The organism is Bradyrhizobium arachidis (assembly GCF_015291705.1).
GTDB lineage: Bacteria > Pseudomonadota > Alphaproteobacteria > Rhizobiales > Xanthobacteraceae > Bradyrhizobium > Bradyrhizobium arachidis.
Map to the genome: position 1 here is coordinate 1,717,270 of NZ_CP030050.1, position 25,470 is coordinate 1,742,739.

24 protein-coding genes are annotated in these 25,470 nt (G+C 57.6%); 13 read left to right on the plus strand and 11 right to left on the minus strand.

What is annotated here, in order from left to right:
• Positions 1-22 precede the first annotated feature (22 nt).
• The 4 genes from WN72_RS08375 to WN72_RS08390 all read left to right on the plus strand — a co-directional run bounded on the left by WN72_RS08375 (position 23) and on the right by WN72_RS08390 (position 3,933).
• Positions 23-1,177: a DegT/DnrJ/EryC1/StrS family aminotransferase gene (locus WN72_RS08375; RefSeq protein ID WP_092218332.1), complete on the plus strand. Its 1,155-nt coding sequence runs from the start codon at positions 23-25 to the stop codon at positions 1,175-1,177.
• Positions 1,178-1,530: 353 nt separating this feature from the next.
• Positions 1,531-1,752 (plus strand): hypothetical protein, encoded by a 222-nt coding sequence (locus WN72_RS08380; protein WP_027563343.1) that lies wholly within the window; start codon positions 1,531-1,533, stop codon positions 1,750-1,752.
• A complete protein-coding gene (locus tag WN72_RS08385) occupies positions 1,749-2,222 on the plus strand; it encodes a Rieske (2Fe-2S) protein (RefSeq protein WP_194482996.1) in 474 nt (157 codons plus the stop codon). Before WN72_RS08380 ends, WN72_RS08385 begins: the two co-directional genes overlap by 4 nt.
• Positions 2,223-3,585: 1,363 nt before the next feature.
• Positions 3,586-3,933 (plus strand): (2Fe-2S) ferredoxin domain-containing protein, encoded by a 348-nt coding sequence (locus WN72_RS08390; protein WP_092218297.1) that lies wholly within the window; start codon positions 3,586-3,588, stop codon positions 3,931-3,933.
• A 424-nt stretch (positions 3,934-4,357) separates the two neighbouring features.
• On the opposite strand, the gene WN72_RS08395 is transcribed toward WN72_RS08390, so the two are convergent.
• A complete protein-coding gene (locus WN72_RS08395) occupies positions 4,358-5,101 on the minus strand; it encodes an OmpW/AlkL family protein (RefSeq protein WP_194482997.1) in 744 nt (247 codons plus the stop codon).
• Positions 5,102-5,364: 263 nt separating this feature from the next.
• Positions 5,365-5,778 carry a thioredoxin domain-containing protein gene (locus WN72_RS08400; RefSeq protein WP_092218296.1) on the minus strand — a complete coding sequence of 138 codons (414 nt, stop codon included), beginning with the start codon at positions 5,776-5,778 and terminating at the stop codon, positions 5,365-5,367.
• Positions 5,779-6,320: 542 nt separating this feature from the next.
• Between WN72_RS08400 and nifH the strand changes: the two genes are divergently transcribed.
• From nifH to WN72_RS08435, 7 genes are all read left to right on the plus strand, one after another.
• Positions 6,321-7,205, plus strand: coding sequence for a nitrogenase iron protein (gene nifH / locus WN72_RS08405; protein WP_092218329.1), 885 nt, complete (start codon positions 6,321-6,323; stop codon positions 7,203-7,205).
• A 149-nt stretch (positions 7,206-7,354) separates the two neighbouring features.
• Positions 7,355-8,119: a nitrogen fixation protein NifQ gene (locus tag WN72_RS08410; protein ID WP_194482998.1), complete on the plus strand. Its 765-nt coding sequence runs from the start codon at positions 7,355-7,357 to the stop codon at positions 8,117-8,119.
• Between the two features lie 243 nt (positions 8,120-8,362).
• Positions 8,363-9,553 (plus strand): homocitrate synthase, encoded by a 1,191-nt coding sequence (gene nifV, locus WN72_RS08415; RefSeq protein ID WP_430640385.1) that lies wholly within the window; start codon positions 8,363-8,365, stop codon positions 9,551-9,553.
• A 318-nt stretch (positions 9,554-9,871) separates the two neighbouring features.
• Entirely contained in the window at positions 9,872-10,213 is a 342-nt protein-coding gene (gene nifW / locus WN72_RS08420) for a nitrogenase stabilizing/protective protein NifW (protein WP_092218295.1), read from the plus strand.
• A 984-nt stretch (positions 10,214-11,197) separates the two neighbouring features.
• Positions 11,198-12,307, plus strand: coding sequence for an electron transfer flavoprotein subunit alpha/FixB family protein (locus WN72_RS08425; protein ID WP_092218294.1), 1,110 nt, complete (start codon positions 11,198-11,200; stop codon positions 12,305-12,307).
• A gap of 11 nt (positions 12,308-12,318) precedes the next feature.
• Positions 12,319-13,626, plus strand: coding sequence for an FAD-dependent oxidoreductase (locus tag WN72_RS08430; RefSeq protein WP_092218326.1), 1,308 nt, complete (start codon positions 12,319-12,321; stop codon positions 13,624-13,626).
• Between the two features lie 39 nt (positions 13,627-13,665).
• A complete protein-coding gene (locus WN72_RS08435; protein WP_092218293.1) occupies positions 13,666-13,962 on the plus strand; it encodes a ferredoxin family protein in 297 nt (98 codons plus the stop codon).
• 230 nt (positions 13,963-14,192) lie between these two features.
• Here the strand turns inward: WN72_RS08435 and ahpD are convergent, their stop codons facing one another.
• A complete protein-coding gene (gene ahpD / locus WN72_RS08440) occupies positions 14,193-14,741 on the minus strand; it encodes an alkylhydroperoxidase, AhpD family (protein WP_092218292.1) in 549 nt (182 codons plus the stop codon).
• A 6-nt stretch (positions 14,742-14,747) separates the two neighbouring features.
• Entirely contained in the window at positions 14,748-15,302 is a 555-nt protein-coding gene (locus tag WN72_RS08445) for a peroxiredoxin (RefSeq protein ID WP_092218291.1), read from the minus strand.
• A gap of 1,148 nt (positions 15,303-16,450) precedes the next feature.
• On the opposite strand from WN72_RS08445, the gene WN72_RS08450 reads away from it, so the two are divergent.
• On the plus strand, positions 16,451-16,858 hold the full coding sequence (locus WN72_RS08450) for a hypothetical protein (protein ID WP_092218290.1): 408 nt from the start codon (positions 16,451-16,453) through the stop codon (positions 16,856-16,858).
• Between the two features lie 78 nt (positions 16,859-16,936).
• Here the strand turns inward: WN72_RS08450 and WN72_RS08455 are convergent, their stop codons facing one another.
• The 4 genes from WN72_RS08455 to WN72_RS08465 form a co-directional block, all read right to left on the minus strand.
• On the minus strand, positions 16,937-17,611 hold the full coding sequence (locus WN72_RS08455) for a DUF2478 domain-containing protein (RefSeq protein ID WP_092218289.1): 675 nt from the start codon (positions 17,609-17,611) through the stop codon (positions 16,937-16,939).
• Positions 17,608-17,706 carry a cytochrome c3 family protein gene (locus tag WN72_RS47740; protein ID WP_430640386.1) on the minus strand — a complete coding sequence of 33 codons (99 nt, stop codon included), beginning with the start codon at positions 17,704-17,706 and terminating at the stop codon, positions 17,608-17,610. The genes WN72_RS08455 and WN72_RS47740 overlap by 4 nt, the downstream gene beginning before the upstream one ends.
• Complete coding sequence (modC, locus tag WN72_RS08460) at positions 17,666-18,790, minus strand: molybdenum ABC transporter ATP-binding protein (protein ID WP_092218325.1); 1,125 nt, start codon at positions 18,788-18,790, stop codon at positions 17,666-17,668. Before modC ends, WN72_RS47740 begins: the two co-directional genes overlap by 41 nt.
• 1,144 nt (positions 18,791-19,934) lie before the next feature.
• Positions 19,935-21,005, minus strand: coding sequence for a cytochrome-c peroxidase (locus WN72_RS08465; protein WP_092218288.1), 1,071 nt, complete (start codon positions 21,003-21,005; stop codon positions 19,935-19,937).
• Positions 21,006-22,431: 1,426 nt separating this feature from the next.
• On the opposite strand from WN72_RS08465, the gene WN72_RS08470 reads away from it, so the two are divergent.
• A complete protein-coding gene (locus WN72_RS08470) occupies positions 22,432-22,659 on the plus strand; it encodes a hypothetical protein (RefSeq protein WP_143130757.1) in 228 nt (75 codons plus the stop codon).
• Between the two features lie 143 nt (positions 22,660-22,802).
• Here the strand turns inward: WN72_RS08470 and WN72_RS08475 are convergent, their stop codons facing one another.
• The 3 genes from WN72_RS08475 to WN72_RS08485 all read right to left on the minus strand — a co-directional run bounded on the left by WN72_RS08475 (position 22,803) and on the right by WN72_RS08485 (position 24,877).
• Positions 22,803-23,102, minus strand: coding sequence for a hypothetical protein (locus WN72_RS08475; RefSeq protein WP_244553898.1), 300 nt, complete (start codon positions 23,100-23,102; stop codon positions 22,803-22,805).
• 247 nt (positions 23,103-23,349) lie between these two features.
• Positions 23,350-24,069, minus strand: a complete 720-nt coding sequence (locus WN72_RS08480; protein ID WP_092218285.1) for a hypothetical protein — start codon at positions 24,067-24,069, stop codon at positions 23,350-23,352.
• A 58-nt stretch (positions 24,070-24,127) separates the two neighbouring features.
• Positions 24,128-24,877: a P-loop NTPase family protein gene (locus WN72_RS08485; protein ID WP_092218284.1), complete on the minus strand. Its 750-nt coding sequence runs from the start codon at positions 24,875-24,877 to the stop codon at positions 24,128-24,130.
• Between the last annotated feature and the right edge of the window lie 593 nt (positions 24,878-25,470).

Genomic DNA, 25,470 nt, shown 5'->3' on the forward strand with positions numbered 1-25,470 from the left:
TCGGCTTGATGGCGCGCTCACTGTGGAGGAGAATACATCATTCATTCCACTTTCCGATCCTGATATCACCTTCGCCGAGCTCTCTGCCGTTGAAACGCTGCTGTGTTCGCCGCAAATCTCCAACGGGCGGACTACTGAGGCGTTTGAGCACGCTTTCGCCGCCTATCTTGGTCGCAAATATGCTGTTGCGGTCTCGAGTGGTACCATAGGGCTCCTCCTTACGCTGAGGGCGCTCGGCATTGGCCCCGGGCACGAGGTTATCGCCTCTCCCTACTCCTTTCGTGAGACCGTGCATGCCATCAGTCTCGCAGGCGCACGAGCGGTATTTGCAGATATCGACTATTGGTCGGGAGCATTAGTCCCAGCGAAGGCCGAAGAGCGCATCACGGCCAACACGCGGGCGATTGTCGCCGGCAATCCCAACGGTCATCCAGCGCCGTGGTCGGAGCTGCGCGCGGTCGCGCAGCGCCATCAGCTGCTGCTTTTGGAGGATTCCACCGAGGCGATCGGATCGAGCTACAAGGGTGAGCTCGTCGGCCGCTTTGGCGACACCGCGGTGTTCGACTTTGCTCAGCCGGTGGCCCTGACCTGTGGCGAAGGCGCAATGGTGGTGACCGAGGATATCGACATCGCGCTCGGCTTGCGTCGCCATCGCGCCCATCGCGTGGACGAGCGCTTTTCCGTTGTCGTCGGTAGCACGGCACCTTATCAGGCTGGCATGAGCGATCTCACGGCTGCCTTGGGCCTAGCGCAGCTCAAACGTCTCGATGAAATCCTGGAGCGCCGTCGGTTCGTCGAGCAGCTCTATAACGCGCATATGCAATCATTTGAGGGCATCAAGCCGCCTTATGTTGGCCCTGATGTAACCGAGGTGAACTGGTTGCTTTATCTCGTTCATCTGGGGACGCGCTTCACGCGATCGGGGCGCGACGCCATTATCGAAGATCTGCGCGGCGCGCAGATTGAATCCGCCGCCTATAGCCAACCGCTGCACTTGCAGCGCCACTACTTTGACTTTGGCTATCGGCGTTGCGATTTCCTGGTTGCGGAAAAAATAGCAGATCGCGCTCTTGCGCTTCCGTTTCACACCCATCTCACGAACAAGCAGATCGAGTTTATCGTCGAGACCATGAATGATGCGTCGATAAACGTGGGAGCGGGTGCCGCGATTTACTAAGATGATTGTCATCCACGACACGGAAGAACGAGGGTTGAAGTTGCGATGAGCGTGGTAGGTCTCATCGCAAGAGATGAGCAACGGACCGAGGATCGTTTTTGTGGCAGCGTTGTCGGATGCATCGTGCCCCACATGCCGGAAGCGTGCCGCATGCCGCTGGAGGTATGCACTCGACTTAAGACCGCAAGAGAAATGCTCCTAGCGAGCGCGAAGAAGACCTGCTCGATAGCAGAGAAGGCGGCGCGTCCAAGGCGCGGCTTGAGAGCCTACGCGTCAAGGTGCCCAAAGCCAAGCACATCAAAGTCGAGAGTCTCCGCTCAGGATCTTTAGAGTTACCAAAACGGGGGATCGGTATGAACTCGCAACAAGTCATCATCCACGTCCGCTTCGCTCCGAACGGAAGGGTGATCCAAATCAGCGAGCGTCCGGCGAAGCTCACGCCGAACCAGTGGTTTGACGTCCTCAACACCCGTGCCAGCTCCGCCTATCGAGCGCTCGCTCGTGGTCGTGGGATTTTTCAACTGAGCCGAACTGCGATCGAAGCCTTCAAGCAGGAAACTGCGAGGCCGGGATGAGCGAACCTATAATCGCTAACCTGGTGAGTGGTCAGATCGAGGTTTTTGTCGTCTGTCCGGCCGATGCCATCGAGCGGAGTGGGGCCATGAGCTTTAGCCTGTCGCGGATTGACGATAGGGGCGAGAGCCGGCCGTTTCCGGTTATTGTGGTGCGCACCTCCGGCAATGACTATTTTGGTTACGTGAATCGTTGTCCGCATGAGAGCGTCTGGCTGAACATCGGCTCCGGTACGTTTTTCTCGGCGGACCGCTCCTTTCTTAGATGCGGCCGGCACGGAGCGAGATTCGAGATCGACACTGGGATGTGCATCGGCGGCCCCTGTGACGGACAATCGCTTGAGCTGGTGGCGCTCGCCGTGATCGAAGGTGACGTCTGCCTGTGCGGCGTCAAGCTGCTGGAGGACGATCGGTTTGCCGACCCCTTCGGGGACAGCGACGAGACCATGGATATTACGATCCATCCGGACTAACGGGCCTATCGCTTTGTTGTGCTCAAGCTGCCTGAGGCGCTTTGCCCTCGAATGAGGCCATTGTACTCGTGAGCGTTGGTAGACGCGAGTCACAGCTTTCGATTGGGTGAGACAAAACGGCCACCTCGTCGGATTGCGAACTTTCACTCCGCGACCTCCGCAGCACCAACAAGCTGCTCTTGCGCTGGCTCGTCAAATTGAGGCCGGCAGGCGGGACCCGCTTCCTATCGCTGTCGATATGTTTGAGGGGAAATGCCCTCGGCGGCTGGAAGTTCGCCGAGGGCATCGTCTGGGCTTGGAGAATGGCGGGACCCAGACTGACAGGATCGTTTGGGGGATGAGGAACGACGATCCTGTGTCAGAAGGCCGGCCGGTGCAGCTGGCGTTGTTGCCTGCGCTGCAACTGCCATGCCAAACCGCGGTTCGTGCGACGCTCTTAGCGATTGGCGACACCATCGGCGGTTAGGACTGGTTAGGAGCAAATGCATTCATGTGCACGTGCATGTTGTTCCGCATTCTCCACTGCAAGCGCATCTTGACCGGCCGTATGAAAGCGTGATCCCAATGTGTTGCGGTTTAGCGGTGCTGCCGATCGGAATTGCGACCGGCCTGGTCTGCAGCCTCAAAGGTGACTCGGTGATCATCCCTGCCTCGTTGGGCTCTCGCGGCAGCTCTATAGATGGGCAGCGGCGCGACGCAGCGTCAAGCTTCAGGGCGAAAAAGATGCTGTGGGCTCGCGCCAGTCAATGCGGCCAGCCGATCACCCATGGCAGAACACGGCGCTCGATTCTCCGCACGATTTTCGAGCTCCTCGCTAGGCGGCTTGACGGTCATGAAGATCGCTGCTCATTCCAAGATTTGATAGCGCAGAGCTGGAAAAATAACCGAGCTTCTCGGTTTTTCTGCGTACAAATTGCAGAACGGTGAAGCGGGAGGTCAAACGCAGTGCGAGGTTTGTCGTGTCCGAGACAGTAGCGAACGACCTTGTCGCAACTTTCGCAATCATTATGAGTGGCGCAAAGCAAGGTTCGTTGCAGAAACGAACGTTACGCTTCTGGTGCGCAACTTGCTTTACAGAAGTTGGATGGTGAGCAAGTGATGCGGGAGCAGAAAGATCGTGATGAGAGCAGAAGAGGTTGAAGTTGAGCGAGGAGGTTGCTCTGGACGCGAAGATATCTATCGCTGATCTTCAGCGACGACAATCACTATGGCGCTCGTTCATTTTGCCCGCCTTGGCAAGCGCGAGTGGGAATCATAAGCATCACTCGGTTGATGCGGCGTTCAATCGTAAGAGATTGTGGGTTGCGATGTGCTCGCATCTTGTCTCTTCTCAGATGAAGCACATTGATCACAGGATAGGCGCATGAACACAGAAACTGAATTCGAGCTTCCTCAACTTTATAGGCATCATGTATTTGCCTGCAACACGCAGCGTCCGCCAACTCATCCGCACGGCAGCTGTGGCGCCTCCGGCGCGCAAGCCCTGTGGGATCGAATGGCCAAGGCGATCGAAGCGGAGGGCCTCAACGATATTGGCTTCACGATGGCAGGCTGCCTTGGCTTTTGTAACTCTGGTCCCTTGATGGTCGTCTATCCCGATGGAGTGTGGTATCGCGCGATCACGCCTGAGGATATTGACGAAATTGTAAACTCCCACCTCAAGCAGGGAAAACGTGTCGACCGCCTTGTGATGGTGTTAAAGCGAAGCTAGACGCCTCGATTAGCGGCCACTTTGCCCGGGCTAGCAAGCATCGACGGCTTGTCCGGCGATGAGCTGGCCGCTCGGAGGTCAGATCGTCTGAGATTGAGCGTAGCTATCACGCCCCGGATGAGAACAGCAAGTCATTGACGTTTCCGCGCGTGCCGCCCTTCTTCTCCGGCCCTATCGGCAAGTGGCGCCTTTGCAACGCGCGCATTCTAGGTCAATCTGTTTGTGTACGGTCACTCCATGCCGCGCGATTCGTAGCTCACAGCAAGATCTTTGCTGCAAATGGCTCCGGCGTTTTGCGAAATGACGCGCCCTTGACGCGTCATCTCGCTCTGCTTGCACTGCGGTGAGGTTAGGGGACGCGCTGGATGAGCTCGCCGCGTCCGGGTTGATCAAGCGGATTTCTCTTTCTGGTCCTGTTCTAGCGTCAGAACTTGTAAGTGACGCCGCCGCTGACGAGCCATGGATCGATGTTGGCTCGCCCGGTGACGGGAATCGAATTGTTTACGGTCGCGGAGTACTCCGGCCGCAGCCATAGCTTCTTCACGTCAAAGTTGAGGCCCCAGTTACGATCAAGCATGTAATCGAAGCCGAATTGGACCGCCGCGCCGAATTGGTTGCTGATGCGCAAATCCGTAACGGCAAGACCGCCGAGCGACGTATTGGCTGCCGATTGGTTGAAGAAGGCGGTGTAGTTGATGCCCGCGCCGATATAGGGCTTGAGCGCGCCGAGATCGGCGAAGTGATATTGCAGGGTCAATGTTGGCGGCAACAGCCAAGCTTTGCCGATATCGAGGCCAGTCAGCGCGCCATTGCCGCTGATGTGATGGCTGGTCACGCCAAGAATGAGTTCGGCGGCAACGTTTGGCGTGAAGAAGTAGGTGATGTCGAGCTCGGGTATGGCTTGATCGCTGATCGAAAGCCCAGAACTTGGTGAGGACAGCGAGGGCGCCCCGGCGACGCTGACTGAGCTGCCTGCGGTATCCGGCAAAACGCCAAGCACGCGCAGGCGGATCATCCATGGATTGAAGGGTTCGATCGCGGGCGCTTTATAGTAGATCGGCGCCCGGGCCAGATCTGCAGCCTGTACCGGGATGCTGGCCAACGAGGTTGCTAGCGCGAGGAGTGATGCCCTCGTCAGAACTCTCCTTGTTCTCATCGAATTCTCCATTCCAAAAAATCGCGCGAAGAGCCGCGCGAGATCTCTGTCACACAAAGCTAATGGCGGAGATTTGATGCCGATCAAAATGGAGCGAGCAGAGCGCAATTATGCCGCTAAGTTGCATAAGGATCACGGCCGCGAAGCGTCGAGATCTGTTCTGATCGTTATTCAATTCAGGAGAGTCCGGTCTCTTCAAGAAGCCGCAGAAAGCCGAGAGTGGGAGGCGTCATCTTTGGCTTGTTAGGCGCCCTGGGGGAGGCTTCTTCGTTTCCTCAGGTCTGCGGACAACGCGTGAGGTTTGCTTCGTGCAAGCATCCCTCGAGATTTTCTTGCGTCTTGCGGCCAAGCAGTGACAGCGCGGACTCATGATCGAGCCCGGCAAATCGTGCCCCGCCTATGTCGATCAGCAGTCGTCGTATCAGGAGCGGATCGCCCACCATCAATGCGAGTGCGCTTTCCGTGTCGATAGTATCGGGATTGACTTCGCCTGACTTGATACGTGCCGCAGCTCGGTTCAACCAGGAGCCGACGGGCATATGGCCGAAGAACCTACGTAACTCCTCCCCATCCCATGGCTCCTTCAAGATGTCTTGGGCTATCACGTCGGGGCCGGCGGACTTCAGCGCTTGAATCTGGCGCGCGTTAGTGGCGCAGCCGGGCTTCTGATAGAAGATGATTGTCGCCACGATATACCTATGTAGGCGCGCTGGAGCTGAACGATTGGCAAGCCGCGGCTGCTTCGGGAGCCCGTTCAATTTCTTCAAAGTCAGCGCACCAAGCGCCGTACCATGTATGCAACCTCACCGCTGGTGCGCCAGGTTTCGGGCCCGACTGGCATATTCACTATCCTGAGATCGGAGCAACTTCCGTTCCACAACTGAAGACATCGGAACAGGCGCGCCAAATCGGTGTTTTCGCGGTGATGATTGTAGTCGTTGTTAGTTTTCTGACAGCCGCGCAGATCCTGTTAGATCCAAAGCAGCCAGGACCTTGCTCACCAGCTAGTTGGTTTTCGGAAACGTAATCAGAAGGTTAAGGAGCGCGGTCAAGCGTTGGCACGGCGGTTGCTAAGAAGCGGCAGCAACACTGAGTGAGGGCTGAGTGCACGCCGACGCGTAAGACGAGCGATGTGCTCCTTCCCTAAACCCGTGTGCCCCGTTTCTGAGAGAGAAACAAGCTCGCGCGCAAGAAGCGCGCAACTTTGGCAAATCGGTTGATGGAGAGCAACATGTCTTCACTGAGACAAATCGCGTTCTACGGGAAGGGCGGCATCGGCAAGTCGACCACTTCGCAGAACACGCTGGCGGCGCTGGCTGAGATGGGCCAGAAAATCCTGATTGTAGGGTGCGACCCGAAAGCGGACTCGACCCGCCTGATTTTGCACGCCAAGGCGCAAGACACGATTTTGAGCCTTGCAGCGAGTGCCGGCAGCGTGGAGGACCTCGAGCTCGAGGACGTAATGAAGGTCGGCTACAAGGACATTCGCTGCGTGGAGTCTGGTGGTCCTGAGCCGGGTGTCGGCTGCGCCGGCCGCGGCGTCATTACCTCGATCAATTTCCTGGAGGAGAACGGCGCCTACGAAAACATTGACTATGTCTCATATGACGTGCTCGGCGACGTCGTTTGCGGTGGCTTTGCGATGCCGATCCGCGAGAACAAGGCGCAGGAAATCTATATCGTGATGTCCGGTGAAATGATGGCTATGTATGCCGCGAACAATATTTCCAAGGGAATCCTGAAATACGCAAACTCTGGCGGTGTGCGGCTGGGCGGTCTGATCTGCAATGAGCGGCAGACCGACAAGGAGCTGGAACTGGCGGAAGCGTTGGCCAAGAAGCTAGGCACTCAGCTGATCTACTTCGTGCCGCGCGACAACGTGGTGCAGCATGCCGAGTTACGCCGCATGACGGTGCTCGAGTATGCACCCGATTCCAAGCAGGCCGATCACTATCGCAATCTTGCGACCAAGGTTCACAAAAATGGCGGCAAAGGCATCATCCCGACTCCAATCTCCATGGACGAGCTCGAGGACATGCTGATGGAGCATGGCATTATGAAGCCCGTGGACGAATCCATCGTCGGCAAGACCGCCGCCGAACTCGCGGCCTCGTAAAGGTCGCGAGTCGCGGCCTTGCGAAGGCGCGCGACGAATGCCGGTCTCCCTCACCGCCCATCCCGGGAGGCCGGCATTCTGACGATCGACCCTGATCAAAACCAGGATGCGGCAGCGCAAGCCAGACCATTGTGGAAACTCGCAAAATTATGTCCGAAGCGCACTTCCTTCCGTTGATGGCTGATTGTGCCGTTGAGGCCAACAGTCAGATGCACAGGGGAATTGCAACCTACCGCCTACTCACCGGTGTGCCTCCTGCAGATGCCGATATTGCCATTGACAGCAATTTCGATTGCCATGTCTTAGCGTCTATCTTGGCGGCTGCCACAATGGATGGTGGCTCCCTTCCCGAGAAGGCCGGCCTGTCCGGCCTTGAACTGGCGGCCTTGCTGGAGCAGTACTTTCCCTCGCTTGAGATCAAGCTCGCGGAGCAGCTCTCGGTTTTCAGGTGCGAAGGGGACGAAGAGATCGCAATGCTGCGCGATCTCTTGCTCAAGCAACGCTCGACGGAACGGGATATTGGGCGCTGGCTGGCTGCCATGATAGCGCGGCGCGCCATTGAGCCAGGCCATCTGTGGGAAGCTCTCGGCTTGCGCAATCGCGGCGAACTCTCCCGGCTGCTGAGGCTCCATTTCGCGCCGCTCGCCGCGCGCAATGTCAACAATATGCGCTGGAAGCGCTTCTTCTACCGCATGCTTTGCGAGAATGAAGGCCTCGTGATGTGCACGACACCCGTGTGCAACCAATGTGACGACTTCAACATTTGCTTCGGCGAAGAAAGCGGTGAGAGCCGGATGGCCGAGCGCCGGCGCGATTTTCTGTTGCAGGCCGCTCGGCCGGTCGTTGCCGGCGACTGGCCATCTGAGCTGCCACAAGGGTCCGAGATCGCACCATCATCGGAGAAAGCCTCGTAGGATTTGGTAAGCCGCGCGGAAGGCTGAGGGCGCGGCTGACGCCGTTTCGAGCGAGCGACCATGTGTCCAAGGCAGCGGGCTCAAGTGCTCCGCAACAATTCTCACATCCTGGCCTGCCGTAGAACTGCACCAAAGTTCGAACTCGGCGGGGCAATAGGCAAGGCATCCGCTTCATGAGCCTGTCGCATTTACGACAATCGATTTGCTGAAGCTTAGGTAGGTCAAACAATGAGGAGCTCTCGCGTGATTGCCGCTAGCGCCGCTGCAAAATCGTCTTGGTCCGACCAGTTGCGCGCCAAGCCCACCGTGCTCAACGACACGACATTACGCGACGGCGAGCAGGCACCTGGCGTTGCGTTCACCACAGAGGAAAAGCTAGCGATCGCGCAGGCGCTGGCGCGGGCCGGAGTCACGGAGATCGAGGCGGGAACGCCGGCGATGGGCAACGAGGAGATCTCCGCCATTCGCACCATTGTCGAAGCAGATCTTCCGCTGACCACCATAGGCTGGTGCCGGATGCGGGAATCGGATGTCGACGCGGCGATCGAAGCAAGGGTGTCCATGATCAATATGTCGATCCCGACCTCCGACGTCCAGATCGCGGCCAAGCTAGGTGGTCATCGCGACCTGGCGCTGGAACGGGTGAAGCGCCTGGTAGGCTATGCCTGTGCGCGCGGACTTGAGGTCGCCGTCGGTGGTGAGGACTCCTCCCGCGCCGACATCGATTTTCTCATCAGACTGATGGCAACTGCAAAAGCCGCGGGCGCGCGTCGCTTTCGTATTGCAGATACGCTCAGTGTGCTCGATCCCGACGCAACCTACGTGCTGGTCAGGAATTTGCGTGCGACCACCGATCTCGAACTCGAATTTCACGGTCACGATGATCTCGGACTCGCAACCGCCAACACGCTCTCCGCTATCAAGGCCGGCGCGAGCCACGCCTCAGTGACCGTCATCGGGCTGGGCGAGCGGGCCGGAAATGCCCCGCTCGAGGAAATCGCGGTCGCACTCAAACAGCTCTACGGGCGCGAGACTGGCATCATACTCCCGGAGCTCGAGAACGTCGCCGCGGTGGTAGCAGCCGCCGCCGCACGTGCGATTCCTGTGAACAAGGCCATCGTCGGAGAGCATGTATTTACGCACGAATCCGGCATTCATGTCGCTGGCCTTTTGAAGGATCAACGCACCTATCAATCGCTTGATCCCGTTTTGTTTGGCCGCTGCAACCGCTTTGTGATCGGCAAGCATTCCGGACTTGGGGCGATCACCGCGTTACTCGATGAACTGCAGCTCGTCGCCAACGCCGATCAAGCCAGACAGATTCTGTCGCGAGTCCGCAAATATGCCATCGAGCACAAGCGCTCGGTCGAGCGCGAAACCGTGGCGGCGATCTGGCGCGACGTGTGCGGATGCCCGGCAACCCACCCCGCGTGAAAAGCCGTGTCCAGCAGCGTTTGCGTAAACAGACGGGCCGCGAGGATGGCGTCCGATATCGCTGATGGGCCCGCACGGCGTCCAGCTTTCGCACGTCAGATCCCCTGGCGCGATCTCATCTCCAGATCTTACTTCCCGTTCCGCCATACATGCTGTGACCTCCTATCTATTGGCGAGCCGCCCCGCACTGCCAATCGGCGTCTTCTCGCGCTGAGTTCCGGTCCGGCGACCATCCTGACGAGCGTCAGCCTCGATCGTGGTTTGGCCATTGATCCCGCCAGCAGTTACCGTCCAGAGCTAATCGAAGGAGAATTTTTCATGATCAACTCATCCCCGGCAGCCGGTATCCTGGATCGGCTCAGCAAGGCCTCATCGGCGGAGGATTTTTTTTCGCTACTTGGCGTCGATTACGACCCTAAAATCGTGAATGTCGCGCGCCTTCACATCTTAAAGCGCATGGGACAATACTTTGCAAAAGAGCAATTTGCTGGTGCCGCAGAGCCGGAAATCAGAGCTCGGTGCAAGGCGATGCTGGAGCGGGCCTATGCGGATTTCGTGGCATCGTCACCGATCGACCAGCGAGTGTTCAAGGTTTTGAAGGAGGGCGCCGCAGACCCTAAGAAGGCGGCGGCCTTTGTCCCATTGAGCGAGCTGAAGTGATCTAGCGTTCCACTGCAAGGTGTGCCCGACGGGCACCGTGGCAACCCGATGTGCGGCCTTCGTCTTTATCCGGGTCAACTCTCTGCAGCTATCACCCGAGCGGCTGTCGTATTCCCGACCCATGTCTGGACTGGTCGTGTCCAGGTATCAGCGGATTTCAAGTGTCTGCCAAACCATTACTTTCGACTGACTTTCAGTGTTTTTTGCAACTGGTACGACACTTGCTGCTGTCCTGCCGACCCGATCGTCGATGCCGACGGATGGTAGTCGTCCGAGATGAGATTGAAGGAAGACCCATGATGCTACTTTTAGTGCCTGCCGAGCCCTGCGCCATCATCTCGTGGCGTACGATCGCGCCAGGTCCGCTCGAAACGGACTTTGACGCGATCAAGGCTCCATATGGACGGTGAGATGGTGGTCAATGGATAAGTCGCCCGTTCGCGCTACACCTGGAGAGGGTATGCACAGCGTCGCCCGCATCAAATCGGCCCTGGATTTCGCTCAGATTTGTATCCAGCTCATGCTGGATAGCAACATGCGTCAGGAAGAGGGCCAACGTCGGCCCATACGGGCTGTCCGCGCTGGAGGCTCGGCATGGATCGCGTGACGGGTGCGTCGCCGGTATCGCGCTCGTCGTCACAGTCAATGTGGAGCTGGTGGGCGGAAACAGAGGCGCAAGTATTGCGCAGCGAACGGAATCGCCAACTCGGGCATGGAAGCGAATGGTCAGAATCACCGCGGCGCCCTGGCCACCGCGGTGGCGCTCGTCAAACGCGGCGCGCAAGCGTTCAGTGTGGAAGACCTCGCCAAATCCGGCCGGACCGGTACATCTATCGCGACGACGCGTCTTGTTGTGAGGCCGGTCGGACCAAGCAGACGGGGCAGAGCAGCCGGCCACTTGCCGACCAAAAGTGATCTTCAGTTAAGGAAGCTAAAAAGCAACCTGTGGCGCGGGCGCGCCTATCTTTGAGGGGAATTTAGAGTATGAGCAATGTCACCAGAACGATCATGCCGGCGCCGGCCGGGCGCGCAGCAGCCAAAAAAGAACTGCCGGAGCACTTCAAGGCGTACAAGCACGTCTGGGTCTTCGTCGAGCTGGAGCGTGGCCAGGTGCATCCGGTTTCATGGGAGCTCATGGGTGCGGGCCGCAGGCTGGCCGACAGGCTAAAGGTGAATCTTGCCGCTGTCGTTATCGGTCCGGAAGGGCAGCACACACGTAACGCCGCGCTTGACGCCTTTTGCTATGGCGCCGATCTGGCCTACCTCGTGAGCGACAACGTTTTGTCGGATTACCGAAACGAATCCTATACCAAAGCGCTAACCGAACTCGTCAACACCTACAAGCCCGAGATCCTGCTGTTGGGGGCGACGACGCTCGGTCGCGATCTCGCAGGTTCCGTGGCGACGACTCTGTCGACGGGGCTCACTGCCGACTGCACCGCGCTCGACGTCGACGCCGATGGTTCGCTCGCGGCGACGCGTCCGACCTTTGGCGGCTCGCTGCTCTGCACGATCTATACCTTGAATTATCGTCCGCAGATGGCAACCGTCCGCCCGCGGGTCATGCCGATGCCTGAGCGCGTCGTACGCGATGCCGCTCGTATCATCGTCCATCCGCTCGGTCTTCTCGAAGATGATATTGCCACAAAGGTATTGTCGTTTCTACCCGACCGCGATGCAGAAACCTCCAATCTGGCCTATGCCGATGTCGTGGTTGCGGGCGGCCTGGGATTGGGATCGCCTGAGAACTTTCGGTTGGTGCGCGAGCTCGCAACTCTGCTTGGCGCTGAATATGGCTGCTCGCGTCCTCTGGTACAAAAAGGGTGGGTTACGTCTGACCGGCAAATCGGCCAGACGGGGAAAACCATCCGGCCAAAGCTCTATATTGCCGCCGGCATTTCCGGAGCGATCCAGCACCGCGTTGGCGTCGAGGGCGCGGATTTGATCGTCGCCGTCAATACTGACAAGAATGCTCCGATCTTCGACTTTGCCCATCTCGCGATCGTGAGCGACGCCATCCAACTGCTACCCGCGCTGACGGCCGCATTTCGCGCCCGCCTTTTGCCGAACTCGCGCGCCCGGATCGCCGTCTAGAGGAGATGATGATGATTGAAGAGAGATTCGATGCGATCGTGGTTGGAGCCGGTATGGCCGGCAACGCGGCGGCACTGACCATGGCTAAGCGCGGCATGAAGGTGCTGCAGCTCGAGCGGGGCGAATATCCAGGATCGAAGAATGTGCAGGGCGCCATCCTCTATGCCGACATGCTGGAAAAGCTGATCCCCGAGTTTCGAGAGGAGGCGCCGCTCGAACGTCACGTGATTGAGCAGCGGTTCTGGATGATGGACGATCGTTCCCATGTCGGCATGCATTACCGTTCAGACGAATTCAACGAGGAACGGCCGAACAGGTACACGATTATACGCGCCCAGTTTGACAAATGGTTCTCTTCCAAGGTGCGGGAGGCTGGCGCGACCTTACTGTGCGAGACGACCGTCACCGAGCTCGTACGGGACGAGCGTGAAAGAATCGTCGGTGTTCGTACAGATCGCCGAGATGGCGAAATACATGCCGATGTCGTCGTGCTGGCCGAGGGGGTCAATGGCCTGCTCGGGACGCGCGCGGGCCTGCGCGCGCGGCCGAGACCCGACAACGTTGCGCTCGCGGTGAAAGAGATGCACTTCTTGCCCCGCGAGACTATCGAGGCGCGCTTCAATCTCAAGGGCGATGAAGGCGTCGTGATCGAGGCGGCCGGTACCATTTCCCGCGGCATGACCGGAATGGGTTTCATCTATGCCAACAAAGAGTGCATTTCGCTGGGCATCGGTTGTCTCGTCGCCGACTTCCAGCGCACGGGCCAGACGCCATACGGCCTGCTCGATCAATTCAAGAGCCATCCCTCCGTGGCACCCCTGGTAGCAGGGACCGAAGTCAAGGAGTACTCGGCCCATCTCATTCCTGAAGGCGGGTACAAGTCGATCCCGCAGCTGTATGGGGAAGGCTGGGTCGTAGTGGGCGATGCGGCCCAACTCAACAATGCCATTCATCGTGAGGGTTCCAATCTCGCGATGACTTCCGGCCGCATCGCCGCCGAAGCGATAGGTCTGGTGAAATCGCGCGGCGAGCCGATGAGTGCAGCAAATCTGTCGATCTACAAGAAGATGCTCGACGATTCCTTCGTCATCAAAGATCTAAAGAAGTACAAGGATTTGCCGCCCCTAATGCATACCCAGTCACAAAACTTCTTTCTCACCTATCCGCAGCTCATCTCCAAGGCGATGCAAAACTTCGTGCGCGTCGATGGTACGCCCAAGGCTGAGAAGGAGAAGGCGACCCTGAAATCCTTTGTCAAGGCGCGGTCATGGGCAGGTCTGTTCGGTGATGCTTGTCGTTTTGCCCGGGCCTGGCGCTGACCGCGACAGTTGTGAAGCCCAACAATGGAAGGTCAAAGCATGAATGTCGAATCGCCAGTCCGCGTCGAAGACAAGCTGTATTATAATCGCTATCTTGTCGACATCGGTCACCCTCACGTCAAGGTCCGTGCGCACACGACGCCATCGCCGCAGCTCCTTGCACTTTTGAAAGCCTGCCCAGCGCGATGCTACGAGCTAAACGACAACGGCCAAGTCGAGATAACAGTTGACGGCTGCATCGAGTGCGGTACCTGCCGCGTGATCGCCGAGCCCACCGGCGACATCGAATGGAGCCATCCGCGCGGCGGATATGGAGTGCAGTTCAAGTTTGGCTGATAGTGGAACAGAGCCGTGGTGCGACCGAGTTAGGCGATAGGGCTTCACCGCATCATTGGCGCATTCCGCGTCACTTGCGCGGCGCCGGGACGTCGAGCAAGACACTCTTCGGGGGAACGCCGCACAAGCCATAACGTGCAGATGTGCCGCTCGTTCGGGAGCCGCGAAGGACTGGTTGTGACCTCACTGAGTGGCGCCACAACGCAGTCAGCCGGATGGTAGAGGAAGGATCAGCCCCTCGCCTGAGAGGGGTCGGGCCCGGCGGCCTCGATTGCGATTGCCACTGACTGCATGATCGCGGCAAAGCGCACGGCGGTCTGGATCGCTTCGGAATTGACGCCAGCGGCTCTGAGTGTCTTCTCATGGGCATCGATGCAGGCACCGCAGCCGTTTATGGCGGAGACCGCAAGCGACCACAGCTCGAAATCGGACTTGTCCACGCCGGGATCGCCGATCACGTTCATACGCAGCCGTGGCGGCATCGTTTTGTATTCCGGGTTGGAGACAAGGTGAGCGAAGCGGTAGTAAACGTTGTTCATTGCCATGAGGTTGGCTGCGGCTTTCGCTGCGGCAATCGCCACAGATGTCATCACAGCGGACGCAGCCGATTCCATCGCGGCAATCAGGACTGCATTGCGAGTGGCAATCGCGCTCGCCAGCAGCAGCCCGTATTTTCGTTGTGGCGAAAGCGTCTCATCGGCCATCAAGGAGGTCAAGTTCAGCCTGACATCCTTCGCGAAATCGGGAATCTGGTCGCTTAGTTGTTTGATCGACGACATTCTGCCTCAAGCAACCTTCAAGGTTTCGCCGCCGATTTCGCGGTTGCAGGGACAGAGCTCGTCGGTTTGCAGCGCGTCTAGAACGCGGAGCGTGTCCTTAGGACTGCGCCCGACGCTGAGATTCGTCGCATAGACGTGCTGGATCGTATTTTGGGGGTCAACAATAAAGGTGTAACGATAGGCAACCCCTTCGGGTGAACGCACGCCAAGACCGTCGACGAGCGTTCCCTTTGTGTCGGCAAACTGCCAGATTGGAAGTTCGTGTAGGTCGACATGTGAGCGCCGCCAAGCGAGCTTGCAAAACTCATTGTCGGTCGAACCACCCAGTACCACCGCGTCGCGGTCGGCGAATTCCTTGGAAAGCCGGGCAAACTCAGCGATCTCTGTCGGGCAGACGAAGGTAAAATCCTTGGGATAGAAGAAGATGATCTTCCATTTTCCTGGAAAGCTCGCTTCGGTCAGCGTCTCGAATGCACTCTGTCCTCCTTCTTCCTGCGCTTGAAAACCGGGCTTCACGCCTGTGATTTCGAACGGCGGCAACTGACTTCCAATTCCGAGCATGCTGTCCTCACAAATTCGCTCTCTGTAGAAAGTGGCTTCACTGTTGAAGCAAGCTATGTGCCATGCGTTCTCAGGAGTGGAGTCAAGCGGCTTTGATACAGGCATACCCGGGCGCTTGGAGCGTCGATCCGAGAAAAATCTGTAGCCAAGCGCTTCCTTACCAAGGCTCATGAAAACAGTCTTGCTTTGCGCGGCCGCCTGAGATGTTCGCACTGCAAGCGTCTGGGCAAAGACCGTTCTGCGTCCCTTAGAGCAAACTTCCTCATCTCGCCATCAATGTGATAATTGATTGCCGGCCTGCCGAGATCTAATGGAAATATGGAACCTGACGAGGCGCGAGGTTCGTAGCATCTAGCGCAAACAAGAGCGGCTGTATCGCCGCGACAACAGATTGCGCCAGTAAGGCCAGATGCTCGCGGCTACCAAACAAGGTGCGAGTAATCATAGGCTACGGCGCTTCGCGCATTGAGGCGCTTCAAGCGGCGCTAGATCGCCAGGCTCGAGGGTTTGCCGGATCCTGAAACGCTTCAAAGCCAACCGGGCTCGCCTTCGGCGGCGATTGGGGCTTGGACTCTACGTGGCGTCAGGTTGTACAGTCTGGATCATACATGCGGCGATCACTCTGAAGCTCCTTTATGAGAAGGAGAGACCTCAATGTCTCAAGATCTTAGGTGCGTTAAGCATGTGGCTGTGCAGGCACGACCCGATTTGTCGGGGATGTGAGGGCATTGGCGTGAAGAATCGAATGCGAAGCGGGACGTTCCGTTGCAAGTATCAAATGACGGTGGGTCTTCCAGCGGCAATTGATCAGCCCAATCTCGATCCAGATGTGCGGCATGCGGCCTTGCCCGGGGGGAGTAGTGCACGAACGCCGTTGCTCTTGGAATGAGGCAAGTTGGCTTTAGTTTATCTTGGACTGTTTTCGGCGTTTTCGGCTTTACGATGCCACTCAGGAGCGGGCGCTCTGCTGCAGAAGGTTGGGCAGGTGTGAGTAGTGCACGAGCTTGGTGCGGCGTGTGATGGAGGTCTCGTTTGTTCAGGCATCGATCTCGTCGGTCGGGTTTTTTGAGCTGGATTCCACATGGTCGGTGCACACGAGTGTGACTCTGGGGCGGCTATGAAGAGTTATGCCATCTAGGGAGAGTGGTATGGAGCCGGGTTATAAGGATCCGAACTATTGGATGCGCTGGTGCGCCGAGCAACATGAGCAGCGTGCGCAAGAGGCCGATGCCGAGCCTCCGGATCAAGCTGGCTTCGAGCAGCAGTTGGACGAGCTGCAGCTCCGCTCTTCTGAGCAGAGTTTGCCTGAGGCGAGTTCCCCCGAGGCTCCAGCCGCCCCGTCGCATGAAAATATCCGCCGTAAGGATATTGGTGGTTCGATTCCGGTGCCGCCAAGGTCCAACCTGCGGTACAGTTCCTTCAGCCGCACGCGTTATAGCGTCCATGTTCCGCACGCTCATCTTGGCTCGGCCGCAACCGATTACCAATCTGACTTGCGGGACAAGGCCGTTCAGCAGCATGCGCAACACAGCGCCGCTGAACGGGCAGCTGGTTGAACGCTCGCCATAGAAGGTCCGCAATCGGCACGTTCGCAAGGCATCGCGGGACGCAGAGCGTGGGAGCGGACGCAAGAGCTAAGGCTGTTTTCGGAGGCGGCGAAAGAGCCCGATGGGCGATTTCGGGGACGAAGTTGTCGACAGTCTCATCGTCGTCATCAAGCGATCCGGTATCATCGTCCCCAAATAACCGGAGCTGGTGCTGATGGCCCCGCGCGCCCGGCGCCTTGAGATCTCGCGCCACCACTGCTCCAAGGATTGACGATCACAAGGCAGCAGCGTGCTAACGCCCGCGGTGAAGGTTCGCCAGTCGCCAAGGCGTTTTTTCGGAACGGCTGTCAGGACTGGTACGCCTTGGGTGATCGCGTCAACGAATTCGGCGCGCAGGCCCCGGCCAGCGGCTTCTTGTTTGGCGAATTTGTTGATCACGAGAAGATCGATCTTTTTGCGAAGTGCCTGGGAAACGACAGCTGCGGCCTCGGCAAGCCCATTTGTATCGAGATTACAGGACATAGCTCCGCTGCCGAGTGGCTGGGAAATCGAGATCTCTTGTCCTGTCGCAACGTCGATTGCGAGCATGACGTGCGTGCCATTTGCGCATCTCGCGTGTCGCTGCACGATGCCGCCGATGCGTACCCCTTGCTGCGCGATATCCTGCGCGAAATCGGCGAGTAGCCTATCCACATCGTCTTTTGGACGGTAGAGAATAGCCCCCACACTATTCGGATCTATCTCATCCAGATTATCGATCACGGCCGGGTTCCTGTTAATGTGTTTCTCGTATCGGGGCAATGCTGTCGAACGCTCTCATGCGGATCGTGGCAGGCGTTGCAAGCACCGCTCGGCAGCCGCTAGCGGAACGGCGCGCGCGACCTCCGCAAAAACGTTCGCCCCATTGCTGAGCCGTAGCGCATCAAAGGAGCGGCGCGTGATGCGCGCCAAAAGCGGCACGCCGGAACGGCCAGTTTCAAGAGCCAGAGCCAAGGTGACCTCCGCCTCGTTGAACGGCAGAAAGGCTTTGATGCGTGCCGGAAATACATTGAGAATAGAGCTTGCACGTGGGGGCTCGCACGCGATGCTGACATCGCCGGCTGCGATGCGCAGCCGCAGCTGCGCGCCCGGTCTAAGCGGCACTCCAGGTATCAGAAGGCGCGCCCCGTTGAGGCGAAGCATGATCAGCCCATAGCGCCCGTCATAACCGCCGACCAAGGTATCAAGACAGACTGCCGCTTCGCCGCGCCCGGCTAGCGCCGGATCGCTCTGAACGACGTTGAGCGGCCCGGCCGCAGTCACGACGCCATCTTTCATCATGACAAGATGATCGGCAAAACGCTCGATGTCAGCGTAATCCTGGGTGATGTAGATCATCGGCAATGGGAGCTTTTCCCGCATGCGCTCGAGAAATGGCAGGATCTCGCATTTGGCGGCGCGATCGAGCACAATGAGTGGATCGTCTAGCAAAAGTAGCTGGGGCTGGCCCAACAGCGCGCTGCCAAGGGCAAGTCGCTGTCGCTCGGCCGCGGAAAGATGTGACGGCGAACGCTCGAGCAGCGGTGACAAGTCGAGCAATTCGACCACTCCATCAAAATCGATTAGTGTTGGTGTCGATGTTGTCGCCTTGTATAGGAGGGTGCGCCGTACAGACCAATGAGAAAGAGGAATTGGTGGTCGGAATAGATATGCGACGGGACGCAGATGAGGCGGTCGAAAGGTCGTCTCATCCTGCCAAATCTCTCCATCGACCGCACAAAATCCAGTCGGCACATGCTGCACGCCAGCGATGCAGCGCGCGAGTGTGGTCTTGCCGCACCCGGGCGGACCAAAAATTGCCGTGACGCCTTTGGCCGGCAGCCTGAATTGCGCATCTAACGGAATGTTCGCGAGAGAGCCGTTGAACGCAACCTCAATATAGCCCGCTTTTGCTTCTCTCATGAACCTGCGCCTGTGCTGTGTCTTCCCATCCAAGTCACGAGCACAATCGCTGCAACAGAGATGATCGCCATGCCTCAGATAATCCGGCCTGTGCCGCTCCAGCACGGCGTCTCTGCTCGCCTGAGGGCGTAAGCTGCGGCGGCGGACTGCAGATCTGTGTTAAGATCAGAGGCTTCTTGAGCATCTCCGCGCCGCGACGATCGTGACAGTCGGACGCTGCCCAGTGCGCTTGCCAATGAGAGGCAAAGCGCCTGTCCCTTAGCGCGAGGTTTTCAGCCTGCTTCGCCGGTCCGGCGGCTTCTGCTGAATGTCCAAATGGCGCGGCTTGAGAGGTTTGGCGGTAAAGATGTCGGCTCAGGCCAGAGCTGAATACTGGCTCGGAGCCGGAAATCCGCATCAAGGATCCCACGGCTTTGCTAGCCGATTTGAAGTTTGCGCCGGGAGCCACGGTCATGGCTTCTGCATTCTCGGGTGCGAGCACATCAAAGCCAGATCGATCAGGATGAATCGGATAAATCTCATTGAAACTCTCCCCGCGCTCCTTCCTTGGCGGCGACTGGTTGATTCCTACCCAGCAATCCGCGTGCCGTTTCAAGGAATTTCTGCGCGTCTTGCGGCAAGCGAGGTTTTGTATCGGTCTTCACCCGACGTCTTAAGTCGCCGCATCTTATTGTAGGACTGTGGACGCTCGCGTCGCCATGCGCACATGTAGGAGCTACCACATGGAAGCTGAGGATGATCCGTCGCCTTTTGGATTGGGGATGGTGCTGTGGCGAACATGAGCGTAAAACTCTTCAATGAGGGACAAGTGCATGCCATCCGATCTGGCGCACGTTCCGATCTGTGCGGAGGAGAAGGTCGGGGGCCGGGCGCTTGAAAAAAGGGCTGATGTGAGATGATATGCGGTGCCCGCGAGCTACGGCAGAACGTCTTGCTAGCAGCACGGGTTACGGACATATTTCAGGGCGCGCGGGCCTTCGTCGACTCGCGAGTCGACGAAGGATTGAGCTGCCCAAGATGGGATGATTTGACCTGCCCCTAAGGAACTCTGGCGTCGGCGACGAACGGGTTGGGGCTCGCCCGCAATTTGGGGCCTGCTGAATGCTCCAGCTTGGACCGCATAGCGTGTCGCTATCCTGAAGGCCTATTTGTCTAAGGAGGGCTTTGGCGTTGCAATGGTGCGCGTGGGCAGTATCGGGTACTCGATCTTCGGCAGCTGTCCGGTGAGCGAATTCAGAAAGGCGACAATTTCGTCAGTTTCTTCATCGCTGAGCTCTGCTCCAAGCTGAACCTCACTCATCACGCCGACCGCTTGCTTAAGACTCCAAACCTGACCAGAATGAAAGTAGGGCGGACGCAATGCGACGTTGCGCAACGGCGCCGAGCGGAAAACATACTCGTCGCCGAGGTCCTTGGTGACGGCAAAACGGCCTTTGTCCTCCTTTGGAAGCTGGCTTTCGGCTGGCCTTTTGATGATGCCGAAGCGAAAATAATCCTGTCCGCCGACGTTGATTCCGTTGTGACAAGAGGAGCATCCCTTTTCGATGAATAGCTTTAGCCCGGCTTTCTGCTGATCGTTGAGAGCATACTCATCGCCCTCGAGGTACTGATCGAAGGGGGCGTGGGGAGTAATCAAGGTCGCTTCGAAAGCCTCGATGGCCTTGGCGAAGTTTTCAAACGTAAGGGGCACCGCTTCGTTGGGAAAAGCCTTACTGAACATAACGACATAATCGGTCATTGAATTCAATGTGCTGAGTACGCGATCGGCCGTCGCATTCATTTCGACGCTGGCCTGGACAGGGCCTGCTGCCTGCGCCTTGAGATCCGCCGCTCGCCCATCCCAGAACTGCGCCACGTTGAAGACTGCGTTATAGACTGTTGGCGCACGACGAGACCCCAGCTGCCAGCGATGACCAATCGATCTCGGGCCGGCATCTACCCCGCCCGTCCCAAGGTTATGACACGTGTTGCAGCTGATAACTCCGCTTGCAGATAGCCTCGAATCGAAAAACAAGGATTTGCCAAGCGTGACCTTTTCATGGGTGATAGGATTGTCCTTCACCGCTGGAACGACTGAGGGAATCGGCTTGAAAATCCGCTTGGCGGCGCGCATCAGATCCTCATTGGCGCCGGCTGCTGGGGAAACCAGAATGGCTGACGCCACAACACTTAACCTGCAGGCCCTGGAAAGCTCGCTTAACACTATTGTCCTCATGTGATGTCTCGCTTTTCTCCTAGATCCTGGAATCGCAAACATAGCGCTCGGTCCGCGTCCGCCCCCAGAACGACGTGCAGCAGTCAACGAATGGTGTCTTCCGTATGCTAGGCTAGGCTGCACCCAGGCCGACGCTCCGCCGGTGCTATAGCAACCGGCGTGCCAGGGCCCAAGGGCGAAGCCTGATGGGCTGGTTTCATGCAATTGCGCACTGTGAATTGCAGCGAGCGGCTTGAGGCTGTCGAATCGACGGTACGTGACGGGTGCGACAAATCATCATCCAGCCACAGGAATCCCGGCCTGTCGGTTCCAAGCCTCCGTGCTTCTCGGAAACTCACCCGTACGGCACTATTTGACTCTGCAGGTCAGCTGGCTGAAACCGCGAACAAAGCGAGCTGCGCCGGCGCAGCTTGTCGCTGCTCGCCTCGATGCGTGCGCTTTGAGCCTTCCACCCCCACACTAAGCTAATCGCCACCAACATCGGTGACGTTCCTACCTGAAGGCCGTCAGTCAGGCGTGCAGTTGTCGGGAGTTCGTCCTACTGCCACCAATGTGGGTAAGCCCGTCTCAGCACGTATTCACACCTGCCGGACGCTCAAAGTGCTTGAATCGACCGTGGCGTCAGGTTGTAGGCATTGCGAAGCAGAACGCCACCGGGGAGACAGCATCGCCACACATGCTCTAAACGGCCGATCTTGTCGTACCTCCGTCTTCGCAAGAGCGCGTTGCGCGTGGCGGGACGATGATTCGGAGGCCGTAATCATTGCGGCTGCCCCGCAGCAGGCTCGATCATGGCTGCCGAGGCGCCCAATCCGGCAAACAGATTTCGCTCGCGGGGCAAAGAATAATAGTGAAGGATATGCGGCTTAAGACAGGTTTGGTGAATCAAGAGCGACGAATGAGCTGGATTTGCAATGCGCATTGCTGTGCATCCGCCCTCGCTGCGATCGTGATCGCGATCGCAGCCACGTGGTGCACAGAACAAGCTCGTGCGCGAGATCGTGGGGCCGAGCAAGTCTTAATGTCATGCAGACTAGACGTGATGCGCTTCTGTGACCGCTTTAGAGGGCCTCGCGATGTGGAGGTAGCCATCTTTTGCCTTAGGGACAATTTCAACAATTTACGCGGCGAATGCCGCCGCATGATGCCAATTGCGGCGGAGAGAAACGAAGGACCAAGACGGCGTCTCAATAGGCTTCCGGTCGTCCTCCATCGAGAGTGAAGCGTCCGAGTGGCAGTTGCAGAAACTGAGCGACAGTGAGGTGTTCAGACCTACGGGCCAGAGTTTGGCCAGCGTGGCCTAAAGTCGATCGGGCTGAAGCATCAGCCGGCCGCGCCGCAGTTCATCTATCCGGGGGCTGAGCTCCGTGAATCGATTAGCCCCGATCAGCGATCGATGTGCGCCCACGCGTGATACGAGATTGCAATGCGCTCTGAACTTCAATTTCGTACTGAAGCAGTTGCGTTCTTCAGCGCTGCAGCGATCCGCCGACTTTGGGCCCGCCGTGAGATTGCCATCGGCTTGGTCGTAGCTGGTCGGAAGGACAATCTGCGTAACTGCGGTGGTTACGGCAGGACATCTGCAGGAATTCGTGCTGCCCATCAATCTATGGCGTTGTGGTCGGCAACCAAGTATTTTCCGGCAGGTGGCTAAGTCGGCTATAACTGGCAAAACATCGCCGGAACGTTAGCGTTGGAGGTTGTTCCGTCGTGCTCTTCGTCAGGTTTCTCAGCTGGAGAATAGCCTGATTTCGACTGCCGGGCTCAAGATACAGATAGAGCAGGAAACCTCTTTTGTTATCCGCCCATCGACTTCCCGAAGGAACTGCTTGATGCCATTGCGGCGTTGTCGATGGGTGCTTCAAGGGAATCAGTTTGCCCGATCGTGATGCTCTTGGCCGAATACCGTTTCGGGCTCAAGGTCAAAGGAAACGCCGTCGACAAGAGCCGTTCAAAGGCAGAAAGTTGTTCAACCAGACGATTCTCAACGGCCTCGCGCTCCGCGCCAGGTAGGTCCGTTTTAAGGAGTCGACGGCACCGCCAGATTTCGCTCCGCAGCGATCTGATCTCACTTAACGCATCATCAATTGAAGTCATCACAGATGCTTCGTCCCTGGAGTATCAAGCATAGCGATGGTCATCGAGCGGCCATTCCTTGGCCCCGCATTCCTGCCGAATAATTGCATCCGAAGACTCGCGACTTTCCCGCCCGTTCGTTCGGTGAGCAAAGATGCGCAGTCCACTGAAGGGTCGAAAATCGCAATTCATGCGTGCGAGACCGTTGAGAGCGCCATCGAAGACCAACCCATAGGCCGGACGAATAGATGGTAGGCAGATCGGAATCTCAAGTGGCTCTTGTGCAACGTAGGCTGTCGATATCCGTGCCCCGAGGTCGATAGACCTTTCTCAGCATCACACTCGTATCCAGATCGCGAAACATGCTGTAGTTCCGTCGAATCCATTGATGCAGCTCGGTGGACCAGTCATTCTCGTTGCGTAGATATCCAGTGAATGAAAAGCCAAGCCGGTCTATATATCTCTTGAGGAACAGCGGAAGAGCGGGAATCCGAAGCACCCGCTCGCCATCCATCGCTTCAGGTAATTCGCTACGAAGCACGAATTCATTGTGGACGATGACCAGCGATGCCGCCGGAATTCGCCGCCGCAGCATTTCATAACCGCGAAAGGAGATGCGGTCAGCGCCCGCGATGAAGAGAATGATGGGCGCGACATAGCAGCGCGCCGTCTCCTTCATGAAGCCGATCTCTTCGCACATCCTGAAGAATTCGTCGAAGGCGTGAAAGCCGAGATCGATTACCTTGGCTACCCGGTCGTGGATGATAAGAGGGTCCATCAGCTGCATCTTGCCATAAGTGTCGGTCACATCCGCGGTCTCCGTGATGTTGGGGAGGTAGTCGAGCAACGACGGCTCTTTCAAGTTGACATCAAACGACAGTGCTGTGCCATTTTTCAGCAGCAAGAACTCGCTCATGGCCCGAGCGATGAGAGTTTTACCGACCTGCGGGCTAGGAGAGCAAATGATGTAGATGGGGGTCGCTAACATAGCCGGCAGATCAATTTCGTTTCGTACGTGGGCCCGACCTGAGCTCGCCGATATGCGACTACTTCTCGCCGGCCCGGGTGGCGGACTTGGCGCCGGCCAATTCCGTCAAGTTGATGCGATCAAATTCGCTCCAGACATTTGCCAGCCAGTGACGGACGTAGCCGCGCAGCACGAAGGAGTTGTTCGCGGGTTCATCGTTCCGCCCCTTGTTCGCGACGAAGTCTATGAATGGGACGGATGCGACTTCCACCTGCTCATAAGCCATCTCGTTAAGCTTCGGTATGACCAACTCAGTCGCATGTTTGATGCGGTGAAAATAGGAATTATAGGTCGCTTGATCCCACTGGAAGAATTGAGTGTCGTTGATGAAGTTCTTGACTAGGTAGTACTTTGCGCCGTTCATGAAGGTCGCGGTCTCCGCGATCTCGTCTAACGAAGCGATGGATGATCCCAGGATATGGAACACCGCGAACGTTATCTGGCCAGACCGCGCCGAGTCCAGAAATCCGATGTCGCGCAAGGAAGCCAGCGCGGAGGACAGTAAGCCTGCGCGAGCATCAATGACAGTAACGGACAGCCCTGAGTTCAGGGTATCGAAGATCTTCATCTGGTCCGCTGTCACCGTCATGTCAACGATCTCGGTGATCTCGGGATAAAAGCGCTTCAGCGTTCCCCGAGGCGACTCCGTGTCGAATGCGCGTGTTTGCACGTTGTTGACGCTGAAGTAGTCCAGTAGCGTTCGTGATACGGTCGTTTTGCCGACTCCTCCCTTGTCCGCACCTACCACAATTACAACTGGCTTCACCATGGAAATCTCCTGAGACACTTGCTATTGCCGCGCGCAAATTGCGCAACCGGCGCGTCTCTGCTTTGGGTGCGAACATGGCAGAAAGAAGGGGCAATGACTCTTCGGACGCGAGAGCTCTTCAACCGATGAACATTGTCAACATCAAGCGAGTGACGTCCTTAGATGGCAACGACAACGCACACCGCGAATGGGGAGTGAATCACTTGTGGTGGTGATCTACGTGAGGTTTGTAAGCGGCTGAAAAGGCGCCAAGAACCAGCGGTATGCCTGCGGTCGTCGCATCGCCATAGGTTATCTATCGACGCCGCTATCTAGATCGGCATAAAGCAACCGAATCTTACGTAGCGTCAGATTGCGAGCTCAGCGAAGAGTAAAGGCGGTGTTACGCGGTACGACTATGGCTTGGACAATCATCAAAGGGTCTGCTGGATCAGATCGTCGTCTTTTCGGCAGACAAGTACTGAGATGATCCTGAAAATCCGGCCATCGCTGGTTGGGCTGGAAATGAAAAGAATTAGGGCAAGCCATTTAGTAAGCGGTTATCTCCACGTCCGAGCTATTGCCCAATGGCAGGACGACAGTGCCTCAACTTA

Excerpts from the sequence above, each read along its gene's own strand:
- WN72_RS08380 (WP_027563343.1), top strand. The coding sequence starts at position 1,531 with ATGAACTCGCAACAAGTCATCATCCACGTCCGCTTCGCTCCGAACGGA.
- WN72_RS08385 (WP_194482996.1), top strand. The coding sequence starts at position 1,749 with ATGAGCGAACCTATAATCGCTAACCTGGTGAGTGGTCAGATCGAGGTT.
- WN72_RS08390 (WP_092218297.1), top strand. The coding sequence starts at position 3,586 with ATGAACACAGAAACTGAATTCGAGCTTCCTCAACTTTATAGGCATCAT.
- WN72_RS08395 (WP_194482997.1), bottom strand. The coding sequence starts at position 5,101 with ATGGAGAATTCGATGAGAACAAGGAGAGTTCTGACGAGGGCATCACTC.
- nifH (WP_092218329.1), top strand. The coding sequence starts at position 6,321 with ATGTCTTCACTGAGACAAATCGCGTTCTACGGGAAGGGCGGCATCGGC.
- WN72_RS08410 (WP_194482998.1), top strand. The coding sequence starts at position 7,355 with ATGTCCGAAGCGCACTTCCTTCCGTTGATGGCTGATTGTGCCGTTGAG.
- nifW (WP_092218295.1), top strand. The coding sequence starts at position 9,872 with ATGATCAACTCATCCCCGGCAGCCGGTATCCTGGATCGGCTCAGCAAG.
- WN72_RS08425 (WP_092218294.1), top strand. The coding sequence starts at position 11,198 with ATGAGCAATGTCACCAGAACGATCATGCCGGCGCCGGCCGGGCGCGCA.
- WN72_RS08430 (WP_092218326.1), top strand. The coding sequence starts at position 12,319 with ATGATTGAAGAGAGATTCGATGCGATCGTGGTTGGAGCCGGTATGGCC.
- WN72_RS08435 (WP_092218293.1), top strand. The coding sequence starts at position 13,666 with ATGAATGTCGAATCGCCAGTCCGCGTCGAAGACAAGCTGTATTATAAT.
- ahpD (WP_092218292.1), bottom strand. The coding sequence starts at position 14,741 with ATGTCGTCGATCAAACAACTAAGCGACCAGATTCCCGATTTCGCGAAG.
- WN72_RS08445 (WP_092218291.1), bottom strand. The coding sequence starts at position 15,302 with ATGCTCGGAATTGGAAGTCAGTTGCCGCCGTTCGAAATCACAGGCGTG.
- WN72_RS08450 (WP_092218290.1), top strand. The coding sequence starts at position 16,451 with ATGGAGCCGGGTTATAAGGATCCGAACTATTGGATGCGCTGGTGCGCC.
- modC (WP_092218325.1), bottom strand. The coding sequence starts at position 18,790 with ATGAGAGAAGCAAAAGCGGGCTATATTGAGGTTGCGTTCAACGGCTCT.
- WN72_RS08465 (WP_092218288.1), bottom strand. The coding sequence starts at position 21,005 with ATGAGGACAATAGTGTTAAGCGAGCTTTCCAGGGCCTGCAGGTTAAGT.
- WN72_RS08470 (WP_143130757.1), top strand. The coding sequence starts at position 22,432 with ATGCGCTCTGAACTTCAATTTCGTACTGAAGCAGTTGCGTTCTTCAGC.
- WN72_RS08475 (WP_244553898.1), bottom strand. The coding sequence starts at position 23,102 with ATGACTTCAATTGATGATGCGTTAAGTGAGATCAGATCGCTGCGGAGC.
- WN72_RS08480 (WP_092218285.1), bottom strand. The coding sequence starts at position 24,069 with ATGTTAGCGACCCCCATCTACATCATTTGCTCTCCTAGCCCGCAGGTC.
- WN72_RS08485 (WP_092218284.1), bottom strand. The coding sequence starts at position 24,877 with ATGGTGAAGCCAGTTGTAATTGTGGTAGGTGCGGACAAGGGAGGAGTC.